19 protein-coding genes are annotated in these 21,418 nt (G+C 64.0%); 15 read left to right on the forward strand and 4 right to left on the reverse strand.

What is annotated here, in order from left to right; genetic code table 11:
• Positions 1 to 25: 25 nt before the first annotated feature.
• The 13 genes from OZ411_RS31250 (at position 26) to OZ411_RS31310 (ending at position 12,996) form a co-directional block, all read left to right on the forward strand.
• Positions 26 to 1,348, forward strand: coding sequence for an ABC transporter substrate-binding protein (locus tag OZ411_RS31250; RefSeq protein WP_282531040.1), 1,323 nt, complete (start codon positions 26 to 28; stop codon positions 1,346 to 1,348).
• A 113-nt stretch (positions 1,349 to 1,461) separates the two neighbouring features.
• Positions 1,462 to 2,421, forward strand: coding sequence for a sugar ABC transporter permease (locus OZ411_RS31255; protein ID WP_282531041.1), 960 nt, complete (start codon positions 1,462 to 1,464; stop codon positions 2,419 to 2,421).
• Positions 2,414 to 3,322 (forward strand): carbohydrate ABC transporter permease, encoded by a 909-nt coding sequence (locus OZ411_RS31260; protein WP_130583328.1) that lies wholly within the window; start codon positions 2,414 to 2,416, stop codon positions 3,320 to 3,322. Before OZ411_RS31255 ends, OZ411_RS31260 begins: the two co-directional genes overlap by 8 nt.
• 278 nt (positions 3,323 to 3,600) lie before the next feature.
• The gene (gene denD / locus OZ411_RS31265; RefSeq protein ID WP_282531042.1) at positions 3,601 to 4,587 is read left to right on the forward strand and encodes a D-erythronate dehydrogenase; all 987 of its coding nucleotides are present in this window, start codon (positions 3,601 to 3,603) and stop codon (positions 4,585 to 4,587) included.
• A gap of 20 nt (positions 4,588 to 4,607) precedes the next feature.
• Positions 4,608 to 5,576: a sugar kinase gene (locus tag OZ411_RS31270; RefSeq protein WP_282531043.1), complete on the forward strand. Its 969-nt coding sequence runs from the start codon at positions 4,608 to 4,610 to the stop codon at positions 5,574 to 5,576.
• Complete coding sequence (eda, locus tag OZ411_RS31275) at positions 5,573 to 6,220, forward strand: bifunctional 4-hydroxy-2-oxoglutarate aldolase/2-dehydro-3-deoxy-phosphogluconate aldolase (RefSeq protein WP_282531044.1); 648 nt, start codon at positions 5,573 to 5,575, stop codon at positions 6,218 to 6,220. Before OZ411_RS31270 ends, eda begins: the two co-directional genes overlap by 4 nt.
• Positions 6,221 to 6,274: 54 nt before the next feature.
• Positions 6,275 to 7,441, forward strand: coding sequence for an acetyl-CoA acetyltransferase (locus OZ411_RS31280; protein WP_282531045.1), 1,167 nt, complete (start codon positions 6,275 to 6,277; stop codon positions 7,439 to 7,441).
• 156 nt (positions 7,442 to 7,597) lie between these two features.
• Complete coding sequence (locus OZ411_RS31285; RefSeq protein WP_130583450.1) at positions 7,598 to 7,798, forward strand: hypothetical protein; 201 nt, start codon at positions 7,598 to 7,600, stop codon at positions 7,796 to 7,798.
• Between the two features lie 130 nt (positions 7,799 to 7,928).
• Complete coding sequence (locus tag OZ411_RS31290) at positions 7,929 to 9,128, forward strand: CoA transferase (RefSeq protein WP_282531046.1); 1,200 nt, start codon at positions 7,929 to 7,931, stop codon at positions 9,126 to 9,128.
• A gap of 11 nt (positions 9,129 to 9,139) precedes the next feature.
• Positions 9,140 to 10,306 (forward strand): acyl-CoA dehydrogenase family protein, encoded by a 1,167-nt coding sequence (locus tag OZ411_RS31295; protein WP_130583452.1) that lies wholly within the window; start codon positions 9,140 to 9,142, stop codon positions 10,304 to 10,306.
• Between the two features lie 178 nt (positions 10,307 to 10,484).
• Entirely contained in the window at positions 10,485 to 11,621 is a 1,137-nt protein-coding gene (locus OZ411_RS31300) for a thiolase family protein (protein WP_282531047.1), read from the forward strand.
• Entirely contained in the window at positions 11,618 to 11,977 is a 360-nt protein-coding gene (locus OZ411_RS31305; protein ID WP_282531048.1) for an OB-fold domain-containing protein, read from the forward strand. Before OZ411_RS31300 ends, OZ411_RS31305 begins: the two co-directional genes overlap by 4 nt.
• A gap of 491 nt (positions 11,978 to 12,468) precedes the next feature.
• Positions 12,469 to 12,996: a carboxymuconolactone decarboxylase family protein gene (locus tag OZ411_RS31310; protein WP_130583455.1), complete on the forward strand. Its 528-nt coding sequence runs from the start codon at positions 12,469 to 12,471 to the stop codon at positions 12,994 to 12,996.
• A 186-nt stretch (positions 12,997 to 13,182) separates the two neighbouring features.
• On the opposite strand, the gene glsA is transcribed toward OZ411_RS31310, so the two are convergent.
• The 4 genes from glsA to OZ411_RS31330 form a co-directional block, all read right to left on the reverse strand.
• Entirely contained in the window at positions 13,183 to 15,042 is a 1,860-nt protein-coding gene (gene glsA / locus OZ411_RS31315; RefSeq protein WP_282531049.1) for a glutaminase A, read from the reverse strand.
• A gap of 22 nt (positions 15,043 to 15,064) precedes the next feature.
• Positions 15,065 to 17,140: a TRAP transporter permease gene (locus tag OZ411_RS31320; protein WP_282531050.1), complete on the reverse strand. Its 2,076-nt coding sequence runs from the start codon at positions 17,138 to 17,140 to the stop codon at positions 15,065 to 15,067.
• A 47-nt stretch (positions 17,141 to 17,187) separates the two neighbouring features.
• A complete protein-coding gene (locus OZ411_RS31325) occupies positions 17,188 to 18,333 on the reverse strand; it encodes a TAXI family TRAP transporter solute-binding subunit (protein ID WP_282531051.1) in 1,146 nt (381 codons plus the stop codon).
• 156 nt (positions 18,334 to 18,489) lie between these two features.
• A complete protein-coding gene (locus OZ411_RS31330) occupies positions 18,490 to 18,711 on the reverse strand; it encodes an acetyl-CoA carboxylase biotin carboxyl carrier protein subunit (protein WP_282531052.1) in 222 nt (73 codons plus the stop codon).
• Between the two features lie 133 nt (positions 18,712 to 18,844).
• Between OZ411_RS31330 and OZ411_RS31335 the strand changes: the two genes are divergently transcribed.
• Complete coding sequence (locus OZ411_RS31335; RefSeq protein ID WP_282531053.1) at positions 18,845 to 19,819, forward strand: IclR family transcriptional regulator; 975 nt, start codon at positions 18,845 to 18,847, stop codon at positions 19,817 to 19,819.
• Positions 19,749 to 21,308, forward strand: a complete 1,560-nt coding sequence (locus tag OZ411_RS31340; RefSeq protein ID WP_282531054.1) for a carboxyl transferase domain-containing protein — start codon at positions 19,749 to 19,751, stop codon at positions 21,306 to 21,308. The genes OZ411_RS31335 and OZ411_RS31340 overlap by 71 nt, the downstream gene beginning before the upstream one ends.
• Positions 21,309 to 21,418: the final 110 nt, after the last annotated feature.

Consider the following 21,418-nt stretch of genomic DNA (forward strand, 5'->3'; position numbering starts at 1 on the left):
AAGTAAGTAAGGGAGAAGACTTGAAATGAATAAGTTTACCACCGATCGCCGCTCGCTGCTCAAGGGCGGCGCGGGCCTTTTGGCTGCCGCAGCGACGATGTCGGGCGACGAGCTCTTGGGCTATGCGAAGGCCTGGGCGCAGACTTCGCCGTGGAAGCCGGAGCCGGGGGCGAAGATCAATCTGTTGCGCTGGAAGCGCTTCGTCGAAGCCGAAGACGTCGCCTTCATGAAGATCGTCGACGCTTTCCAGAAGGCCAACAACGTCACCATCAACGTCTCCAACGAATCCTACGACGACATCCAGCCCAAGGCGTCGGTTGCCGCCAACACCGGGCAGGGTCTCGACATGGTCTGGGGACTCTATTCACTGCCGTTCCTGTTCCCGAGCAAATGCGTTGATGTCACCGATGTCGCCGACTATCTCGGCCAGAAGTGCGGCGGCTGGACCGACTCCGGCAAGGCCTATGGCATGCTCAACGGCAAATGGATCGGCATTCCCGTTGCCGCCACCGGCGGCCTCGTCAACTACCGCGTCGCCGCGGCCGAGAAAGCCGGCCACAAGGAATTCCCGAAGGATCTCGCCGGCTTTGCCGACCTCGTGAAGGGCATGAACAAGAACGGCACGCCGGCCGGCATGGCGCTCGGCCATGCGTCGGGTGACGCCAATGGCTGGCTGCACTGGGCGCTGTGGGCCCATGGCGGCAAGATGATCGACAAGAACAACAAGGTCGTCATCAACTCACCGGAGACCGCGAAGTCGCTCGAATACGTCAAGGGCCTTTACGAGAACTTCGTGCCGGGCACGGCGTCGTGGAACGACAGCTCCAACAACAAGGCGTTCCTCGCCGGCCAGCTTCACCTGACCACGAACGGCATCTCGATCTATGTGACGGCGAAGAAGGAGAATCCGCAGATCGCGGAGGATATGAATCACGCGCATCTGCCGCCCGGCATCGACGGCAAGACGCGCGAGCTTCACCTCGGCTTCCCGATCCTGATCTTCACCTTCTCGAAGTATCCGCAGACCTGCAAGGCGTTCACCGCCTTCATGCTGGAGCCGGACCAGTTCAATCCATGGATCGAAGCGGCACAGGGTTATCTGTCCCACTTCCTCCTCGCCTACGACAAGAACCCGGTCTGGACCGCCGATCCGAAGACGACGCCTTACCGCAGCGTCGCGCAGAGCGCGTCGACGCCGGCCGGCGAGGCGCAGATGAGCGAGAATGCGGCGGCCGCGATTGCCGACTTCGTGCTCGTCGACATGTACGCGAACTACTGCACTGGACGCGAGGATACGAAGACCGCGATGGCTTCGGCCGAACGCGCGGCCAAGCGCATCTTCCGCTAAGGGAACGGCCGGCGCAGACCATCGCGCCGGCCCAGGTTTGAAGGTGATCGGGGCAACGCTCGGCCGTGGGGGCACGGGCCGGGCGTTGCCTTCGATTAGGAGTTGGAGACGGAATGAGTACTGTCCAGACATCGATGCCGGTACAGGCCGCCGCAGCCGGCGAGCCGTCACTCTGGTCGAGGCTGCGCACGAGCCGCAACTGGGCGGCGCTGTGGTTCATGCTGCCGGCGGCGGCTTTCCTGATTCTGTTCCTGGCCTATCCGCTTGGCCTTGGTATCTGGATGAGCTTCACGGACGAGCGCATCGGCCGTGAGGGCGTCTTCATCGGCCTTGAGAACTATCAATGGCTGTGGGACGACGCGATCTTCTGGCTGTCGGTCTTCAACACGATCCTCTACACGCTGGTCGCCAGCATCATCAAATTCGCGATCGGCCTTTATCTCGCGCTCCTGCTCAACCGGCACATGCCGTTCAAGGCAATGATCCGCTCGATCGTGCTGATTCCCTTCATCGTGCCGACGGTGCTGTCGGCGATCGCGTTCTGGTGGATCTACGACGCCCAATTCTCAATCATCTCGTGGTCGCTGATCAAACTCGGCCTGATCGAGCACAACATCAACTTCCTCGGCGACAGCAACTGGGCCCGCGGCAGCGTCATCTTCGCCAATGTCTGGCGCGGCGTTCCCTTCGTTGCGATCACGCTATTGGCCGGCCTGCAGACGGTCTCGCCCTCGCTCTACGAGGCCGCGACGCTCGACGGCGCCACCAACTGGCAGCGCTTCCGCTACATCACCTATCCGCTGCTGACGCCGATCATCGCCGTGGTGATGACGTTCTCAGTGCTATTCACCTTCACCGACTTCCAATTGATCTGGGCCTTGACCCGCGGCGGGCCGGTCAATGCGACGCATCTGATGGCGACGCTGAGCTATCAGCGCGGCATCATCTCCGGACGGCTGGGGGAGGGCGCGGCGATTGCGACCGCGATGATCCCGTTCCTGCTCGCCGCGATCGCGATCTCCTGGTTCGGCATGCAGCGCCGCAAGTGGCAGCAAGGATCGAACAATGACTGATTCAGCCCTGCATTCGAAAGCACCGGCGCCGGCCGCGACCGACGACTCCGAGGGCATGAGCTATCTGGAGTCGCTGCCGCGCCGCCTGATCACGCTCTATCTGCCGCTGTTCATCATCCTCGTGGTGCTCCTGTTCCCGTTCTACTGGATGGTGCTGACGTCGATCAAACCCGACGAGCAGTTGATCGACATGGAGAAGTTCAACCCGTTCTGGGTTGTCCATCCGACCTTCAAGCACATCAGCAAGCTCCTGTTCGAGACGCAGTATCCGAGGTGGCTCTGGAACACGATGTATGTGGCCGTTGGAGCCACCTTCCTGTCGATCGCGGCCAGCGTGCTGGCGGCCTATGCGATCACGCGGCTGCGGTTCAAGGGCGCCGACACCGTCGGCATCCTGATCTTCTTCGCCTATCTGGTGCCGCCGTCGATCCTGTTCATCCCGCTGGCCTCGGTGATCCAGGCCTACGGCCTGTTCGACTCGCCGCTGTCGCTGATCCTGGTCTATCCGACCTTGCTCATTCCGTTCTCGACCTGGCTGTTGATGGGATACTTCAAGACCATCCCCTATGAGCTCGAGGAATGCGCGCTGATCGACGGCGCCTCGCGCTGGCAGATCCTGGTCAAGATCATCGTGCCCTTGGCAATCCCCGGCCTGATCTCGGCCTTCATCTTCTCGTTCACGCTGTGCTGGAACGAGTTCATCTATGCGCTCACCTTCCTGCAATCGACGCCGAACAAGACGGTGCCGGTCGCGATCGTCAATGAGTTCGTCGACGGCGACATCTACAAATGGGGATCGCTGATGGCCGGTGCGCTGGTCGGCTCGCTGCCGCTCGTGATCCTTTACGCCTTCTTCGTCGAGCATTATGTGTCGGCCATGACGGGAGCCGTGAAGGAATAGCGCGAGAGGCCCGTTTCCGGAGTATGGTGATTTCAGATCGGAGCGACGGTGGCAGTTCTCCCTCTCCCCGTTCTTACGGGGAGAGGGTAGGGGTGAGGGGCTCTGCCCGCGAATATGGTGACAGATGTATTTGCGGAAGCTCCCCCTCACCCGGAATTCAAGCTGGGCTTGAATTCCGACCTCTCCCCGCAAGCGGGGCGAGGTGCAGCGAAGTTCGCCTCTCGCATCGTAGTGCAATCGCCACGCACTAGCCCTGAAGAACAAGAAGGAGTTGGGTCTTGCACGTTCTGATTCTCGGCGCCGCCGGCATGGTCGGCCGTAAATTGACCGACCGTCTGCTGCGCGACGGCCGCCTCGGCAAGCAGGGCATCACCAGGATGACCCTGCAGGACGTCGTCGAGCCCGCAAAGCCGGCCAACGCCTCGATCCCGGTCACGGTGGTGGCGTCCGACTTCGCGGATCCCGGCGCCGCGGCGCCATTGATCGCCGAGCGGCCGGATGTGATCTTCCATCTCGCCGCGATTGTTTCCGGCGAGGCGGAGGCCGATTTCGACAAGGGCTACCGCATCAATCTCGACGGCACGCGCTACCTGATCGACGCCATCCGCGCGGTCGGCGGCGGCTACAAGCCGCGGCTGGTGTTCACGTCCTCGATCGCGGTGTTCGGCGCGCCGTTCCCGGACAAGATCGGCGACGAGTTCTTCCACACACCGCTGACCAGCTACGGCACGCAAAAGTCGATCTGTGAGCTCCTGATCAACGACTATACCCGCAAGGGCCTGTTCGACGGCATCAGCATCCGCCTGCCGACGATCTGCGTGCGGCCGGGCCGGCCGAACAAGGCGGCGTCCGGCTTCTTCTCCAACATCATGCGCGAGCCGCTGGCCGGCGAGGAGGCGATCCTGCCGGTGTCCGAGGACGTGCGGCATTGGCATGCTTCGCCGCGCTCGGCGGTCGGTTTCCTCGTGCATGCCGGGACCATGGACCTCAATGCCATCGGTCCGCGCCGCAATCTCAGCATGCCCGGGCTCTCCGCCACCGTCGGCGAGCAGATCGCGGCGCTCGATCGCGTCGCCGGCAAGAACGTCACGGCGCGGATCAAGCGGGTGCCGGACCAGACCATCATCGGCATCGTCTCCGGCTGGCCGCGCGATTTCGTCACCGAACGGGCGCTGAAGCTCGGCTTCACGACGGCCGAGAAGACGTTCGACGATATCATCCGGATTCACATCGAGGACGAGCTCGGCGGCAAATTCGCGGCGTAGTCTTGCTACGGAGTGCGGTCATGACGCGGGTAGCCTCTATCGGCGAATGCATGATCGAGTTGAGGCAGGCGCAAGGCGGGCCCCAAAGCGGGACGCCAGGCGGCCTCTACTCCCGGGGTTACGGCGGTGACACCCTCAACACCGCCGTCTATCTCGCGCGCCTCGGCATCGACGTCGACTACATCACCGCGCTCGGCGACGATGCGTTGAGCGAGGAGATGATCGCCGCCTGGAAGGCCGAGGGCGTCGGCACCAAGCGCGTCGCCCGGCTGGCGGGCAAACTGCCCGGCATTTATCTGATCCAGACGGATGAGAAGGGCGAACGAAAATTCTTCCATTGGCGTGAGAACTCGGCCGCGCGCAAGCTGATGCATTTGCCGGAGACCGAGGACCTCCTCAATTCGCTCGCGACCTACGACCTCGTCTATCTCTCCGCCATTACGCTCTCGATCTATGATGATTACGGGCGAGGGCGGTTGATGACGGCCTTGAAGCGCGCGCGCCTGCTCGGCACGCGCTTCGCGTTCGATACCAATTTCCGTGCCCGCGGCTGGCCTGATCTGAGCGAGGCGCGCAGCGTCTACAGCGCGGCGTTCGAGGCGGCCGACATCGTGCTCGCCTCCACCGAGGATCTGTTGCCGCTCTATCCCGGCGAGAGCCATGGGGCGCTGCTCGCGGGCATTTCGACCCCGGAAGTGGTGCTGAAGCTCTCGGAGCCCGTCAGCGTGCTGCGCTTTCCCGGCGGATCGCGCGAGGTGAGGGCCGAGCCGGTGACCCAGCCGGTTATCGATACCACCGCGGCCGGCGACAGTTTCGCGGCCGCCTATCTCGCCGCCCGGCTTTCCGGCGCCGAGCCGCCGGAGGCCGCCCGCGCGGGCCATCGGCTGGCCGGCGTCGTGGTCTGCTATCCCGGCGCGATCATTCCGCGCTATGCCATGCCGCCGAAGAAAGTGCCGCGGCCGGCGAATTCCCGCAGGGTCTCGCAATGACATCAGCCAAACAGGAAACGCTCGCCACGCTGTTCAGCCAGGCCAAGATCATCCCCGTCCTGACCATCGAGCGGCGCGAGGATGCGGTGCCGCTGGCCCGCGCGCTGGTCGCCGGCGGGGTGTTCACCCTGGAGGTCACCTTGCGCACGCCGGTCGCGATCGAGGCGGCGAAGGCGATCATGGCCGAGGTGCCGGACGCGATCGTCGGCATCGGCACGATCCTGAGCCCCGACGACCTGGCCCGCGCCGAGGCGCTCGGCGCCAAATTCGGCATCAGCCCGGGTGCGACACCCGAGCTCCTGAAAGCCGCTGCCGGCAGCAGCCTGCCGTTCGCGCCGGGGATCGCCACCGCATCCGAATTGATGCTGGCGCTGGCGTACGGCTTCGATCTCGTGAAATTCTTCCCGGCGGAATCTTCAGGCGGTATCAAGGCACTTCGGGGGCTGGCCGGGCCGTTCCCGAACGCGCGGTTCTGCCCGACCGGCGGCATCGGGGAGGCCAATGCCGCCACCTGGCTGGCGGAGCCCAATGTGGTCGCGGTCGGCGGGTCCTGGCTCTGCCCGCCCGCCGAGGTCAGGTCCAACAATTGGGCCGGCATAACCGCCATGTGCGACCGCACCCTGAAATCGCTGAAAGCCGGGTGAAGTCCGGATACGGATCAGCTACAAGCGATCAGGAACATTTTTGGGAGAACGGCCATGACAGCCAGCATCGTGGGGTGGGCGCACACGCCCTTCGGCAAATTCGACGCCGAGACGGTTGAAAGCCTGGTCGTGCGCGTCGCCAACGAGGCGCTGACCGATGCCGGCATTTCGGCTGGCGACGTCGATGAGATCGTGCTGGGACATTTCAACGCAGGCTTCTCGCAGCAGGACTTCACGGCCTCGCTGGTGCTCCAGGCCGATCCGCAGTTCCGCTTCAAGCCGGCCACGCGCGTCGAGAACGCCTGCGCGACCGGATCGGCCGCCGTGCACCAGGGCATCCGCGCCATCCAGACCGGCGCCAAATTCGTGCTCGTGGTCGGCGTCGAGCAGATGACGAAGACGCCGGGACCGGAGATCGGCCGCAATCTGCTCCGCGCCTCCTATTTGCCTGAAGATGGTGATACGCCCGGGGGGTTCGCTGGCGTGTTCGGCAAGATCGCGCAGGCCTATTTCCAGAAATATGGCGACCAGTCCGATGCGCTGGCGCTGATCGCAGCCAAGAACCACAAGAACGGCGTCGCCAATCCCTATGCGCAGATGCGCAAGGATTTCGGCTTCGAATTCTGCCGCGCCGAGAGCGACAAGAACCCGTTCGTCGCCGGCCCCCTGAAGCGCACCGACTGCTCGCTGGTGTCGGATGGCGCCGCCGCGCTGGTGCTGACGGATTCGGAGACCGCCAAGACCATGGGGAAGGCGGTGAACTTCCGCGCCACCGCCCATGCGCAGGACTTCCTGCCGATGTCCAAACGCGACATCCTGCAGTTCGAGGGTTGCACGGTGGCCTGGCAGCGCGCCCTGGAGCAGGCCGGCGCCAAGCTTTCCGATCTCTCCTTTGTCGAGACCCATGACTGCTTCACCGTCGCCGAACTGATCGAGTATGAAGCGATGGGCCTGACGCCGCGCGGGCAGGGCGCCCGTGCGATCAAGGAGGGCTGGACGCTGAAGGACGGCAAGCTGCCGATCAATCCGTCCGGCGGGCTGAAGGCGAAGGGTCACCCGATCGGCGCCACCGGCGTCTCCATGCATGTGATGAGCGCGATGCAGCTCACGGGGCAGGCGCCCGAGGGTATGCAGTTGAAGAATCCCGAGCTCGCCGGCATCTTCAACATGGGCGGCGCCGCGGTTGCGAATTACGTTTCGCTGCTGGAGCCGGCGAAGTAGGCTGTAGGCGAAGCGGGCTGCCGTAGGGTGGGCAAAGCGAAGCGTGCACACCATCAAGCACTCCGCTGGTCACGGTGGGCACGCTTCGCTTTGCCCACCCTACAATGCTACGAATTGCCGCGGTGCACCGCGGCGCAGACTTTCGGAGCGTGTATCATGGGTAACGAAAGCTCGCTGTCGCTGGACGAACTCAACGATCGCATTGCGATTCTTGAAGACAACATCAGGCAGCTCATCGAACAGGCCGCCGCGGCATCCGGCGAGCAGAACGAGGCGCGTATTGCCGACCGCATCAGCCAACAGAATGACGAGCTCGAGCGGCTGATGAAGGAGCGCGACGCGCGGGCGAACAGATAACCCGCTACCCGCCGCGCATACGCCCATACGCGCGGCGCGCCTTGATCTTGCGGACGCCCTGCCGTTACTAGGTCCCCGGAAGCGATAACGCGGCCGTGATCGGCTGCCTTTCTGAGAGGATGACGAGGCTATGGGACCGCTGGAGGGCATCAAGGTCGTGGACATGACGACCGTTCTGATGGGGCCGTATGCGACCCAGACGCTCGGCGACTACGGTGCCGACGTCATCAAGGTGGAATCGCCCGACGGCGACGTCACGCGCCAGATCGGCCCGACCCGCCATGCCGGCATGGGCCCGGTGTACCTCAACACCAACCGCAGCAAGCGCTCGATCTGCCTCGACTTGAAGAAGCCGGCCGGGCGCGAGGCCGTGCTGCGCCTGATCGCGAAGGCCGACGTGCTCGTCTACAATGTGCGCCCGCAGGCGATGGCGCGGTTGCAGCTCGGCTACGACGTTGTCTCCAAGATCAATCCGCGGCTGATCTATGCCGGCGTGTTCGGCTTCGGCCAGGACGGACCGTATGCCGCCAAGCCCGCCTATGACGACCTGATCCAGGGCGCGACCGCGCTACCGGCGCTGATGGCGCAGACCGCCGACGGCGTGCCGCGCTACGTGCCGAACGCGCTGGTCGATCGCATCGTGGGACTGACCGCGGTCGGCGCGATCTGCGCGAGCCTCGTGCATCGCGACAAGACCGGGCAGGGGCAGCGTGTCGACATCCCGATGTTCGAGACCATGGCCGGCTTCGTCATGGGCGACCATATGGGCGGCCTCACCTACGATCCGCCGCTCGACCGTGGCGGCTACAAGCGCCATCTGTCGCCGGACCGCCGCCCCTACAAGACGAGCGACGGCTATATCTGCGTGATCGTCTACAACGACAAGCAGTGGGACAATTTCTTCACCGCCATCGGGCGCGACGATCTCCGCGAGGATTCGAGATTTGCGACCTTCGCCGGCCGTGCCGCCAATATCGATTGCGTCTACGCCGAGCTTGCGCGCATCCTCAAGACCAAGACCACCGCGGAGTGGAACGAGATCCTCGAGAAGGCCGACGTGCCGGTCATGCCGATGCACGATCTCGAGACCCTGTTGCAGGACCCGCACATCGTTGCAACCGATGTGTTTCCGGTCATCGAGCATCCGACCGAAGGTCGCATCCGCAGCATGAAGGTCTCGGCGCGCTGGTCGGAGACGACAGCCGAGCCGAAGCGGCTCGCGCCGCGGCTCGGCGAGCACAGCGTGGAGATCCTGCGGGAGGCCGGTTTCTCCGCCGACGAGATCGCCGCCATGCGCCGCGACGGCGTCAGCAAGACACCAGAGAACTAGGACAGAGACTGATGGATTTTGCGCTCTCGGCCAATCAGGAATCCATCCGCGATGCAGTGGCAAAAATCTGTGCGCGCTTTGACGACGCCTATTGGCTGAAGAAGGACAAGGAGGGCGGCTACCCCGCCGACTTCCACCGCGCACTGGCGGATGCCGGCTGGCTCGGCATCTGCATCCCCGAGGAATATGGCGGCTCCGGGCTCGGCATCACCGACGCCGCGATCATGATGCGCACGATTTCGGAATCCGGCGCCGGCATGTCGGGCGCGTCGGCCGTGCACATGAACGTATTCGGGCTCAATCCGGTGGTCGTGTTCGGCACCAAGGAGCAGTGCCAGCGCATGCTGCCGCCGATCATCGACGGCCGCGACAAGTCCTGCTTTGCGGTGACCGAGCCGAACACCGGGCTCAACACCACCCAGCTCAAGACCCGCGCGGTGCGCAAGGGCGACAAATACATCGTCAACGGCCAGAAGGTCTGGATCTCGACCGCACAGGTCGCCAACAAGATCCTGCTGCTGGCGCGCACCACGCCGCTGGAAGAGGTGCGGACGCCGACGCAGGGCCTGAGCCTCTTCTACACCGATTTCGACAAGACGCGCGTCACCGTGCACGAGATCGAGAAGATGGGCCGCAAGCCCGTCGATTCCAATGAATTGTTCTTCGAGAATTTTGAAATTCCAGTTGAGGATCGCCTCGGCGAAGAGGGGCGCGGCTTCGAATATATTCTGCACGGCATGAATCCGGAGCGCATCCTGATCGCGGCCGAAGCAGTCGGGCTCGGCAAGGTCGCGCTGTCGCGCGCGCAGGCCTACGCCAAGAGCCGCATCGTGTTCAACCGCCCGATCGGCATGAACCAGGCGATCCAGCATCCGCTCGCCAAATGCTGGATGGAGCTGGAGGCCGCATGGTTGATGGTGCTGTCGGCCGGATGGCACTACGACAACGGCCTTCCTTGCGGGCCGGCCGCCAACTCGGCAAAATTCCTGGCCGCCGAAGCCGGCTTCCGCGCCTGCGAACAAGCGGTGATGACCCATGGCGGCTTCGGCTACGCCAAGGAATATCATGTCGAGCGCTACCTGCGCGAATCCCTGATTCCACGCATCGCCCCGATCAGCCCGCAGCTCATCCTGAGTTTTATTGCCGAGAAAGTGCTGGGGCTGCCGAAGTCGTATTGAGGGCGGGTGATGATGGCGTCTCCACAGTTCACACCGTCATTCCGGAGCGCGCGCAGCGCGAGCCCGGAATCCATTTCTCCTCTTTCGCATGCGGCCCGATGGATTCTCCGATGTGCAATTGCACATCGTAGCTCGCCGCTGCGCGGCGCCCCGGAATGACGAAGGAGGAAGTAGCGTCATGAGCTTCATCACCGGCGTCGGGCTGACCTCATTCGGCAAGCACGAAGGCTCGTCCTCGCTCGACCTCATGAGCAAGGCGGCGCAGCTTGCGATCTCGGACGCCGGGCTGCAGCGGTCGGAGATCGATGGCATCCTCTGCGGCTACTCCACGGTGTCGCCGCACATCATGCTCGCGACAGTGTTCGCCGAGCATTTCGGCATCCGCCCGTCCTATGCCCATGCCGTGCAGGTCGGCGGCGCCACCGGGCTCGCGATGACCATGCTGGCGCATCATCTCGTTGATGCCGGTGTGGCGAAGCATGTGCTCGTGGTCGGTGGCGAGAACCGTCTGACCGGGCAGAGCCGCGACGCCTCGATCCAGGCGCTCGCGCAAGTCGGCCATCCCGATTACGAAGTGCCGCTCGGGCCGACCATTCCCGCCTATTATGGCCTCGTCGCTTCCCGCTACATGCACGAATACGGCCTCACCGAAGAAGACCTCGCCGAATTCGCCGTGCTGATGCGCAGGCACGCGCTGACCCATCCCGGCGCGCAATTCCACGACCCGATTACGATCGCTGACGTGATGGCTTCGAAGCCGGTGGCGAAGCCGCTGAAGCTGCTCGATTGCTGCCCCGTTTCCGACGGCGGCGCGGCATTCGTGATCAGCCGCGAGCGGATTGGCGATGTCGGCGTGCGTATCCGCGGCTGTGCGCAGGCGCATACGCATCAGCATGTCACCGCCGCGCCGGCTTTAAGCGAACTCGGTGCCGAGATCGCGATCGCCAAGGCCAAGGCGGCCTCTCACGTTGCGATCTCCGATGTGCGCTATGCAGCGGTGTACGACAGCTTCACCATCACGCTTGCGATGCTGCTCGAAGATCTCGGTCTGGCAAAGCGCGGCGAGGCAGCCGCGCGCGTGCGTGCCGGTTACTTCAATCAGGACGGCGAGATGCCGCTCAACACCCATGGCGGTCTTCTGAGCTACGGCCATTGCGGTGTCGGCGGCGCGATGGCGCATCTGGTCGAGACGCATCTGCAGATGACTGAGCGAGCTGGAAACCGCCAGGTCCGCGATGCCTCGGTCGCGCTATTGCATGGCGATGGCGGCGTGCTGTCCTCGCATGTCAGCATGTTCCTGGAGCGAGTGCGATGAGCGGCAAACTTGCGGACTGGACCACGGACGCGGAGGCGATCGTCTATCAATCCTGCGCCGCCTGCGGCGCTGTGCAATATTTCCGCCGCAGCTTTTGCGCTGTCTGCGGCGCACCCGATCCGCAGGAGAAGCGCGCCAGCGGGGCAGGGACGGTGTACGCGACCTCGCTGGTCTGCCGCGCCGCCACGCCCGAGACGCGCGCGCATGTGCCCTACAACATCGTGCTGGTCGACATCGCCGAGGGTTTCCGCATGATGGCGCACGGCGAGAACGATCTTGCGATCGGCGACAAGGTGAACGCGCGCTTTGCGCAGTTCGCCGGGCGATTGGTCCCGTATTTTCAAAAGGTAAAGTGAACGACCGTCGTTATTCCGGCGTCATTGCGAGCGTAGCGAAGCAATCCATTTCGCCACTTGCGGAAGCATGGATTGCTTCGCTGCGCTCGCAATGACGGTTGTTGGTTGGGATATGACGACAGTCACCGCCAATAGAGCACAATGCCGGCGATGACGACCATTGCCGTCACCGCCAGCATTTGCGCAAGCGCCTCCGAGGCCGCCCTCCTGGTGGCTTCCTTCATGCCTGTCTCCCTAGACTTGGGCGTGACTCATCGTGGCGCGGAATCCGCGCAAGCGACGGCCTTTTAGATTGGTACTCTCGGAACACCCCGCGTCGGACATTCGCTCTGATTGAGTCCCCACTCGGCGAATATCGACGGTAGCAGGGTCGGCCAGCATTGCGGCGGCATTTTGACTCGGCTGTGTTGCTCCTGCGTCAAGCGCCAGATAGTGTCTTGGACCTTAACGGAACCCACGCAAAACGCGAAAAAAGAAACGAGACGGAAAGAATGGCCCGCATCGAATACAGCGATCCCGCCAAAGCCAGCGATCGCACCCGCGAAATTCTCGACAAGAACCGCAATGCCAATATCTTCCGCATGATGGCGCATTCGCCGAGTTATTTTGAACAATACTGCCGGCTCGGTGGCGCGATCCGACACAGAGGCGAGCTTGATCCGATCGTGCGCGAGCTTGCGATTACCCGCACCGGAATCCTGTGCGAAGCGCCATACGAAATCGTCGCGCACAAACGGATCGGCAAGAATGTCGGCGTCACCGACGAACAGAACGAAGCGCTGGAGAATTGGCAGTCCGCCACCTGCTTCAACGAAGTACAGCGCGCCGCGCTCGCCTTCACTGATGAGATCGTCAAGCTGAAGAAACCGACGGACGCCACCTTCAACGCGATCGCCTCGAAACTCTCGCCGGCCGCGCTCGTCGAATTGCAGCTCTCAGTCGGCTTCTACATCATGACCTCGAAATTCCTCGAGACGTTCGAGATCGATTTGCAGCCGGTCACGGAAGTGGTGGGCTGAGTCTTAGCTAAGGCCGCGAGCTCCCTTCGCCTCGCCCCGCCTGCGGGGAGAGGCCGGATCGCATCGTCAGATGCGATCCGGGTGAGGGGCTGCCTCCGCGAATACAACTGGCAGCAATGTTCGCGGAGGCAGCCCCTCACCCTAACCCTCTCCCCGCGAAGAGCAGGGAGAGGGAATGAAGAGAGATTACGTCGACGTCAGCAGATCCACCTTCGCGTTGGCGACGATCAGCCGGTCGGCGAGCAGTTGCGCGAGATTGCGCATGATCCGCTCGCCGGCGCGTGGGTGCTGCTTGCGGAATCGTTCGAAGTCGCGCAGCGGAATCTCCCAGGCGGTCGCGGCCTGGTCCGCCAAGACGTCGGCGGAGCGGACCGGCTCGATCAGCGCCATCTCGCCGAATGCCATGCCGGCGGTGAGCGTCGCCAGGCGGACGCCGTCGGGCAGGGTGACGTGTACGACGCCGCTGCGCAGGAAGAACAGCGAGCCTGCGGAATCGCCGGCGGAGATGATCTTCTCGCCGGAGCGGTAGGTATGGGTCGAGGCGAGTGACGCCAGGTCGGTCAGCTCTTCCACGCTCAATCCGGCCAGTAGCGGCTGCTCGGACAATTCCGTGGTCTCGAAGAAATCGATCGAGCCGCCATAGCGGTAGACGATCTGGTCCTCCGCCCATTCGATCGCGGTATCCAGCAGGTAGAAGTCCCTGATATTGCCGAGCTTGGCCGTCCACTCGCGCAGCGTCTTCCATTCCGTCGATGAGCGTTTGATTCCGGACAGGATCACGGTGAGGCCGAGCGCGGCCAGTTCCTCGAAGGCCTCCGCCAGCAGCCGCGCGCCGGCGCGGGTGGTGGAGGTGACCCGGTGCAGGTCGAAGACGACGAATTGCGGCCGCGGCTCCGAGGCCAGCCGCCGCGACACGTAGTCGACGGCGGAAAGCGACAGCGTGCCGACCAGCTCGATGATCCGCACTTCCTCGTGGTGCGCCGCGAGGATGTCGCGCTCCTGCGGGCGGCGGACGCGGCGGGACGGGCTCTTGCCGATATTGTAGTCGGCGATGATGCTGGTGCGCGCGTCGTCGCTGCGGTTGAGCATATGCAGGTCGTAATGCGAGGACAGCGCCTCGCACACCTTGATGCCGCGCACGCTGTTGCCGTGCTTGTCGAGCTTGGGCGAATAGCTGCCGAGCCCGAGCCGCGCCGGCAGCGCGGCCAAAATGCCGCCGCCGACGCCGCTCTTGGCGGGGATGCCGACGCGATAGATCCATTCGCCGGCGAAATCGTACATGCCCGACGACGTCATCACCGAGAGCGTGCGCGAGATCGCATACGGCGTCATCACCTGCTTGCCGGTCACCGGATTGATGCCGCGATTGGCAAGCGTTGCCGCCATGATCGCGATATCGCGCGCGGTCACCAGCACCGCGCATTGCCGGAAATAAACATCCAGCACAGAGGCGACATTGTCCTTGATCACGGAATTGGTGCGCAGGAGATAGCCGATCGCCCGGTTGCGGTCGCCGGTCGTGCTTTCGGAAAGATAGACGGCCTCGTCGAGCGCGAGCTCGCGCCCGGCGAAGCGGCCGAGCGCCTGCCTGATATAGTCGAAGGCGGCATCGCCCTTGGCCTCATGGATCAGCCCGGTGCAGGCGATGGCGCCGGCATTGACCATCGGGTTGAACGGATGGTTTTCCGCGTTCAGTCGGATCGAGTTGAAGGGGTCGCCCGATGGCTCGACGCCGATCGCGCTTTCCACCCGCCCTGCGCCCAGCGTGTCCAGCGCCAGCGCGAACACGAAGGGTTTGGACATCGACTGGATGGTGAAGGGCACCTTGGTGTCGCCGACCTCGTAGACGTGGCCGTCCAGGGTGGCGAGGCTGATGCCAAAATGGGCAGGGTCTGCCTTGCCGAGCTCGGGAATGTAATCGGCGACGGCGCCACCGGTCTCAGTGGCGAACTCGTCGTGGCATGACTGCAGGAACCGCAGCAGAGGCGGTCTTGAGCGGGTCCAGGCCGTGGCGCTGGCGGAAGAAGGAGGCGGCTCGGGTTTCATCGCCTCCTTTTGTGCAACGCAATCAGGGAGCGCGCAACTGGTTCGCTAGTAGCGGCTGCCGCCGGACAAGGAGCAGCGCGATCAGGACCGTCGGCACCAGGATGGCAAGGCCGAGCAGCGTCACCTGCATCTGCGACAACGGGTTGATGCCGCCGCCGGGCGTCGCCACCACGAAGCCGCCGATCACGAGCAGCACCCGCAGCGGCCATTCCAGCGCGCCTGCGCGGCTGAGATCGCCGACGAAGGCCTGATACCCCTGGATGCCGCCGCAAATGAACAATGTGCCGAAGGCGGCAAGCGCCATCAGGCCGAGACCGGTGAGATAGGGGCTTGGTCCCTGCAGCACCAGCGCCGGGTTCAACACGAAGAAGAACGGGATGAAATAGATGATGCTGCCGACCCACATCGATTCCCACCCTGTTTTCATCGCCGGCGATCCTGCGATTCCGGCCGCCGCGAAGGAAGCGATTGCGACCGGCGGGGTGATCGACGACAGCATGCCCCAATAGAAGATGAACATGTGCACCGCCATCCGGTTCAGCCCGAGCTTCTCCAGCGCCGGCGCCACCAGGATGGCGAGGAAGATGTAGCAGGCCGTGGTCGTCAGCCCGAGGCCAAGGATCAGGCTGGTCAAGGCGCACATCGCCAGCAGCAGGAAGGCGTTGTCGCCTGCGAGCGTCAGCAGGTCGTTGGCGAGGCTCGAGACCACGCCGGTCATTGAGAACGCGCCGATCAGAAGCCCGCAGCCGGCGAGGATGCCGACCAGCTCCACGAAGGTGCGGCCGTTGACCTCGAGGAATTTTGCGATCGTGGCCCAAGTCCAGCGCGTGTCCTTGGAGAAGATCTGGTTCAGCACCAGCAGCAGCGCGGTGGCATAGAACGGCGCGTGGCTCTCGCGTTTGAAGTAGAGCAGCATCACGATCAGCAGCGCGATGACGAACACGTAGTACCAACCGGACTTGAGGGTATCGATCACCCGCGGCAGCTCGGCGCGCGGGATGCCCTTCAGGCCGTGACGCGCGGCATAGGAGTCCACCTGCATGAACAGGCCGATATAATAAAGCGCGGCGGGAATGATCGCAGCGACCGCGACCTCGGCGTAGCTGATGTTCAGGAACTGTGCGATCACGAAGGCGGTGGCGCCCATCACCGGCGGCGCCAGCACCGCGCCGGTCGAGGCGCAGGCCTCGATCGCGCCAGCATAGGAGGCACGAAAGCCGCTGCGCTTCATCACCGGGATGGTCATGGTGCCGGCGGTGAGCACGTTGGAGATGATCGAGCCGGACATCATGCCGAGCAGGCCGCTCGCGAAGATGCAGACCTTCGCCGCCCCGCCGCGGAACGTGCCGCACAGCGCAAAGGCGATGTTGATGAAGAATTTTCCAGCGCCCGTCATCATCAGCGCGGTGCCGAAGACGAGGAAGCCGATCACGGTATCGGCAAAGGCCTGGATCGGAATCCCGAGCAGGCTCTCGCCCGAGAGCACGTGGTAGGCGGTGGCCTGGTCGAAGGTGAGTTCGGAGCCGCGAAACGGCCCGAGCCATTTGGCCTCGGCAAACAGCGGATAGACGGTGAACGGGAACACGCTGAGCAAGAGGCTCCAGCCGCCGGTGCGGCGCAGCGCCTCCATCAGCATCGCCCACATCACGACGCCCGCAATGAGCACGTTGCGCGGCGCGCCGTCGGATTCCCAGCCGTACTGCGCGGCCTTGCGGATGTTGAGCATCAGCCAGATCGCGGCCGCAAACGTCAGCACGAACAGGAGAAGGTCGTACCAGGGAATCCGGTCGAGCGGCGCCGTGCCCGTTCCCGGAAAGATCAGGAAGGTGAACGGCAGCATCAGCGCAATCAGCAGATAGAAATATTCGGTGTTGAGCTGGGTGTAGCCGATCAGGAAGCGCAGCGAGAATTGCTGGTTGATGCAGAGCAGGATGGTGGCCGCGGTCGCGACCACCAGCGCCCAGCGCCAGCCGCCGCGCAAGCTGCGAACGCGCGTGACCTCGGCCTCCTGCATGTTGCCCGCGCCGGCATGGGGATCTTCGAACTCGATCCTCTTCGGCGGCGCGGCCATGGCGCTATCGAGCGGAGAAGCTGACATCAGAAGATCCCCACAATGGCGTTAGCTTGCAGTGGAAGCGCGCGGCTTTATTCAAAGCCGTTCGGCATGTTGGCCTTGGCAAGCGCTGCCGCGCGCGCCTTCATCCAGCCTTCCAGGAACGCCTTCTCATCCGAGGGCGGATTTGACTTGCCATATTCCGCCCAGGCGGCGGTGAGCACGTCCTGGCGCTTGAACAGCGCGTTGTTGTGAGCCTCCTGCTGGTCGCTCCATTGGCCGGCTTCCTTCAGCGCCTTCACCGCGCCGGCATGCACCGGTACGACCCAGTTCTTGGTCTGCCTATCAGCGGCAAGCCCGCTCGCGCCCGGCGCAGACTCCTTGTAGGCGTCGTAGTTGACGATCATCGCCTTCGTGATGGCGTAGACCTGGTCCGCCGGCACCGACGCGTAGGCGACGAAGATCGGGTAGGGATAGGTGCCGAGCTCGATCGGCTTTTCGGGCGAGATGCCGGCGCCGCAGGTCGCGCGATGTGGGAAGAAGAACGAGCCGACCTTCTGCACCCGTTCCCATCCGGCCTTGTCGTCAGGCGGAAGCGGCGGCCAGATCAGTCCGCGCGGCGAGGTCTCGGCTTCCTTCGCGGGTCCGGTGATGGTGGTGCCGAAGGCAGCGTCGGCGTCGTTGTTGATCAGGCCCTTCCACATCGCGCCGTAGCTTGCGAATTCGACGGCCTTGACGTCGGTCTGCTTGAGGCCGCCGAAGGCGAGAATGGCAAGCGAGTTCTGGTTCAGCGCGGGCGAGCCGACCACGAAGCCGACGCGCTTGCCCTTGAGATCCTTGATGTCCTTGACGCCGATATCGGCGGCCACGCCGAGCGAGCCGGCATTGCAGTCGACCGTGGACAACAGGAGTTGCAGCGGCTGCGGTCCCCATTCCTTGGCGCCGAACTCGAACACGCCTTCCTGCGCGAAATAGGTGCCCGATCCCATCGCCGACATCAGCGCGCGCTTGGCGCGCAAGGGCGCCAGCCGCGCCACGTCGTTGCCTGCCGGTAGCACGCGGAGGTCGGTGCCGTACTTGTCCTTCATCATCTTGCCGACGCCGACCGCGATGTTGAATCCCGCGGTTCCCGTGTCGTAGGCGGTCACGCCCATCGTCGGCGGCAGCTTGATGTCTTCGGCGAGTGAAGGTCCGGACGCGAGTAAGGTGACGCCGAGCGCGAGCAGACGACGGATCATGATTCCTCCCTGATGTTTCGCTACGCGAAACTTGTTGTTTGCGAGGATCATTGCATCGCATTGCGATGATGGCAACGGCGCTCCGTTGGCGCGGCATGCCACCATCGTCGCATCACCGGACAGATTGTCGCGGAGCGAACTTTGAATGTGTGTGCGTCAGGTCTCGACGATGGCGACCGCCTGTCCTTCGGCGATCACGTCGTCGATGCTGACGAGGATCGACTTGACCGTGCCCGCGGCGGTCGACGTTACCGGAATCTCCATCTTCATCGCTTCGACCAGCGCGACCTCGTCGCCGTCGGCGATGCTGGCACCGGCCGCCACTGGTATAGCGCATACACGGCCGGCCACTTCGGTGATGATCTTGATATCTGGCATTCCACGCTCCCCATCCGTTTCGCGAAACGCATAGCGCTCTGCGAACGGCTTTTGTTGTGGCGGCACATTGCCTGAGGTAGCTTGATCTGCAAGTGGAATTTTATTCCGTGTGGCGGAATGGAGCCAATAACAAATGGGAAGACGCTCGGAGCGGCTTAGCCGGCAAGGAATGCTCGCCAGCGATCTCGCAGGCGAGGGCGACGTGATCCAGGTCGTGTCGCGCGCGTTTGATGTCCTGCGATGTTTTGAGGGACATGAGGCGCGGCTCGGCAATCTCGAAATATCGAATCGTTGCGGCCTGCCGCGATCGACAGTGTCGCGGCTCACGCACACGCTGACGCGGATGGGCCAGCTCGTCTATCTGCCGCGCGACCAGAAATATCGGATAGGTCCGAGCGCGGTGGCGATGAGCACCGCGATGATGAAGGGCCTGCAGCTCCGCAACCTGATCCGTCAGCGTCTGCAGGACGTCGCCGATCAATTGCCCGGCACGGTCGGCTTCGTCATCCCCGATCGCTTCCAGCTCGTGTATCTCGAATACGCGCGCTCGGCGAACGCGCTCGGCCTGCATGAGGTCACCGGCAGCCGGATCTCGATGGCGACCACCGCCGCGGGCCATGCCTATACGGCCGCGCTCGAGCCCGAGGTCGGCAACCCCCTGATCGCGGAGATGGAGCGTGAGATTCCCGAAGGCGCGAAGCTGCTCAAGCCGCGCATCGAGGGCAATCGTCGCCACTTGCGCGAGCACGGCTATGTCGTCGCCTGCGGTCTCTGGAGTCCGCACATCAACGGCGTTGCAGTGCCGCTATGGTCGCCGCAATATCAGACCTATGTCGTCGCGACGATCGGCCTGTTGTCGGCGATGTATGACGAGAAGCGGCTGCACAAGGAAGTCGCGCCGCAGATGGTGCAGCTCGGTGCCGCACTCGCCAGCCTGCTCGAAGGCGCCGACAACAGCATCTTCAACAACCGGATCGAGAGAAAATCCATTCCGGCAGCCGTGAACCATAACAAGATCATAAAAGCGGAGGAAAGGAATGAACTGGAAGCCGGAACTCGACGAACTCGCCCGGCGCGAAGCGTTCGCGCGGGAGATGGGAGGCGTTGAGAAGGTCAAACGACAGCGCGATCAAGGCCGGCTTACCGTTCGCGAGCGCATCGACAAGATTGTTGATCAGAAATCCTTCCACGAGATCGGCGCCATTTCCGGGATCGCCGAATATGACGAGAACAACGAGCTCAAGCAGCTAGCGCCGGCGAACTGCGTCTTCGGCCGCGCCAAGGTGGACGGCCGTCCGGTGGTCGTGGTCGGCGACGACTTCACCGTGCGCGGCGGCTCGGCCGATGCATCGATTTCCGCCAAGCCGCTGATGGCGGAGGAGATGGCGCATGATTTCCGGTTACCGATCATCCGCATGATCGAAGGTTCCGGCGGCGGCGGCTCGGTGAAGACGATCGAGACGCGCGGCGCCGCCAACCTGCCGGGTGGCGTCGGCGGCACGCGCTGGTGCTGGTACACGACGGCCAACCTCGCGCGCGTGCCGGTCGTCGGTCTCGGGCTCGGCTCGGTCGCGGGTCTTGGCGCGGCGCGCCTGGCGGCGACGCATTATTCGGTGATGACGAAGAGCTCCGCGATGTTCGTCGCGGGCCCGCCGGTGGTGAAACGGCTCGGACAGGATCTGACCAAGCAGGAGCTTGGCGGCGCCGACATCCAGACCCGCGCCGGCGCGATCGACCAGGCGGTCGACACCGAGGAGGAGGCGTTCGAGTATGCGAGGCGCTTCCTCTCCTATCTGCCGCAATCGGTGTTCGAGCTGCCGCCGACCGTTCCCTGCAGCGACGATCCCGAGCGAGCCGAGGAATCGCTGATGAAGGCGGTGCCGCGCAACCGCCGGCAGGTCTACAAGATGCGCCCGATCATCGAGGCGGTCGTCGACAAGGGCTCGTTCTTCGAGGTGAGTGCCAATTTCGGCAAGCCGATCATCGTCGGTCTGGCGCGCCTTGAGGGCAGGGCGGTGCTGCTGCTGGCGAGCGATCCCTTCCACTATGGCGGCTCGTGGACCGCGGAAGCCTGCCAGAAGGTGGTCCGCTGGGTCGACTTTGCCGAGACCTTCCATCTGCCGGTGGTCTACCTCATGGACTGCCCCGGCTTCATGATCGGCCTGGAGGCGGAGAAGAGCGCGACCATCCGCCATGGCGTGCGCGCGATGGCGGCGGTCAACCAGAGCACCGTGCCCTGGTGCACGATCATCGTACGCAACGCCTTCGGCGTCGCCGGCGTGGTGCACCAGCCGGCCAACCGTTTCTCGATGCGCTACGCCTGGCCGTCGGCCTATTGGGGCTCGCTGCCGCTGGAGGGCGGCATCGAGGCGGCCTATCGCGCCGACATCGAGGCCGCGCCCGATCCGGCGGCGAAGCTGAAGGAGATCGAGGACCGCCTCAACAAGCTGCGCTCGCCATTCCGCTCGGCCGAGAAGTTCTGGGTCGAGGAGGTGATCGACCCCCGCAGGACACGCTCGCTGCTCTGCGAATTCGCGCGCTTGGCCGAGCCGATCCGTAACGTCGGTCCGCCAAGTAACATGTCGACAAGGCCGTAACTGCCGCTCCGTTTTACACCAGTCTCGTCCCGGCCTTGAGCCGGGACCCATATGTGGACGGCCCCCGTGGCACAAGAGCTTTTGAGGTGATCGGATCGCTTGCATCCATA

The sequence above is a fragment of the Bradyrhizobium sp. Arg237L genome (assembly GCF_029990105.1).
Classification (GTDB): Bacteria; Pseudomonadota; Alphaproteobacteria; order Rhizobiales; family Xanthobacteraceae; genus Bradyrhizobium.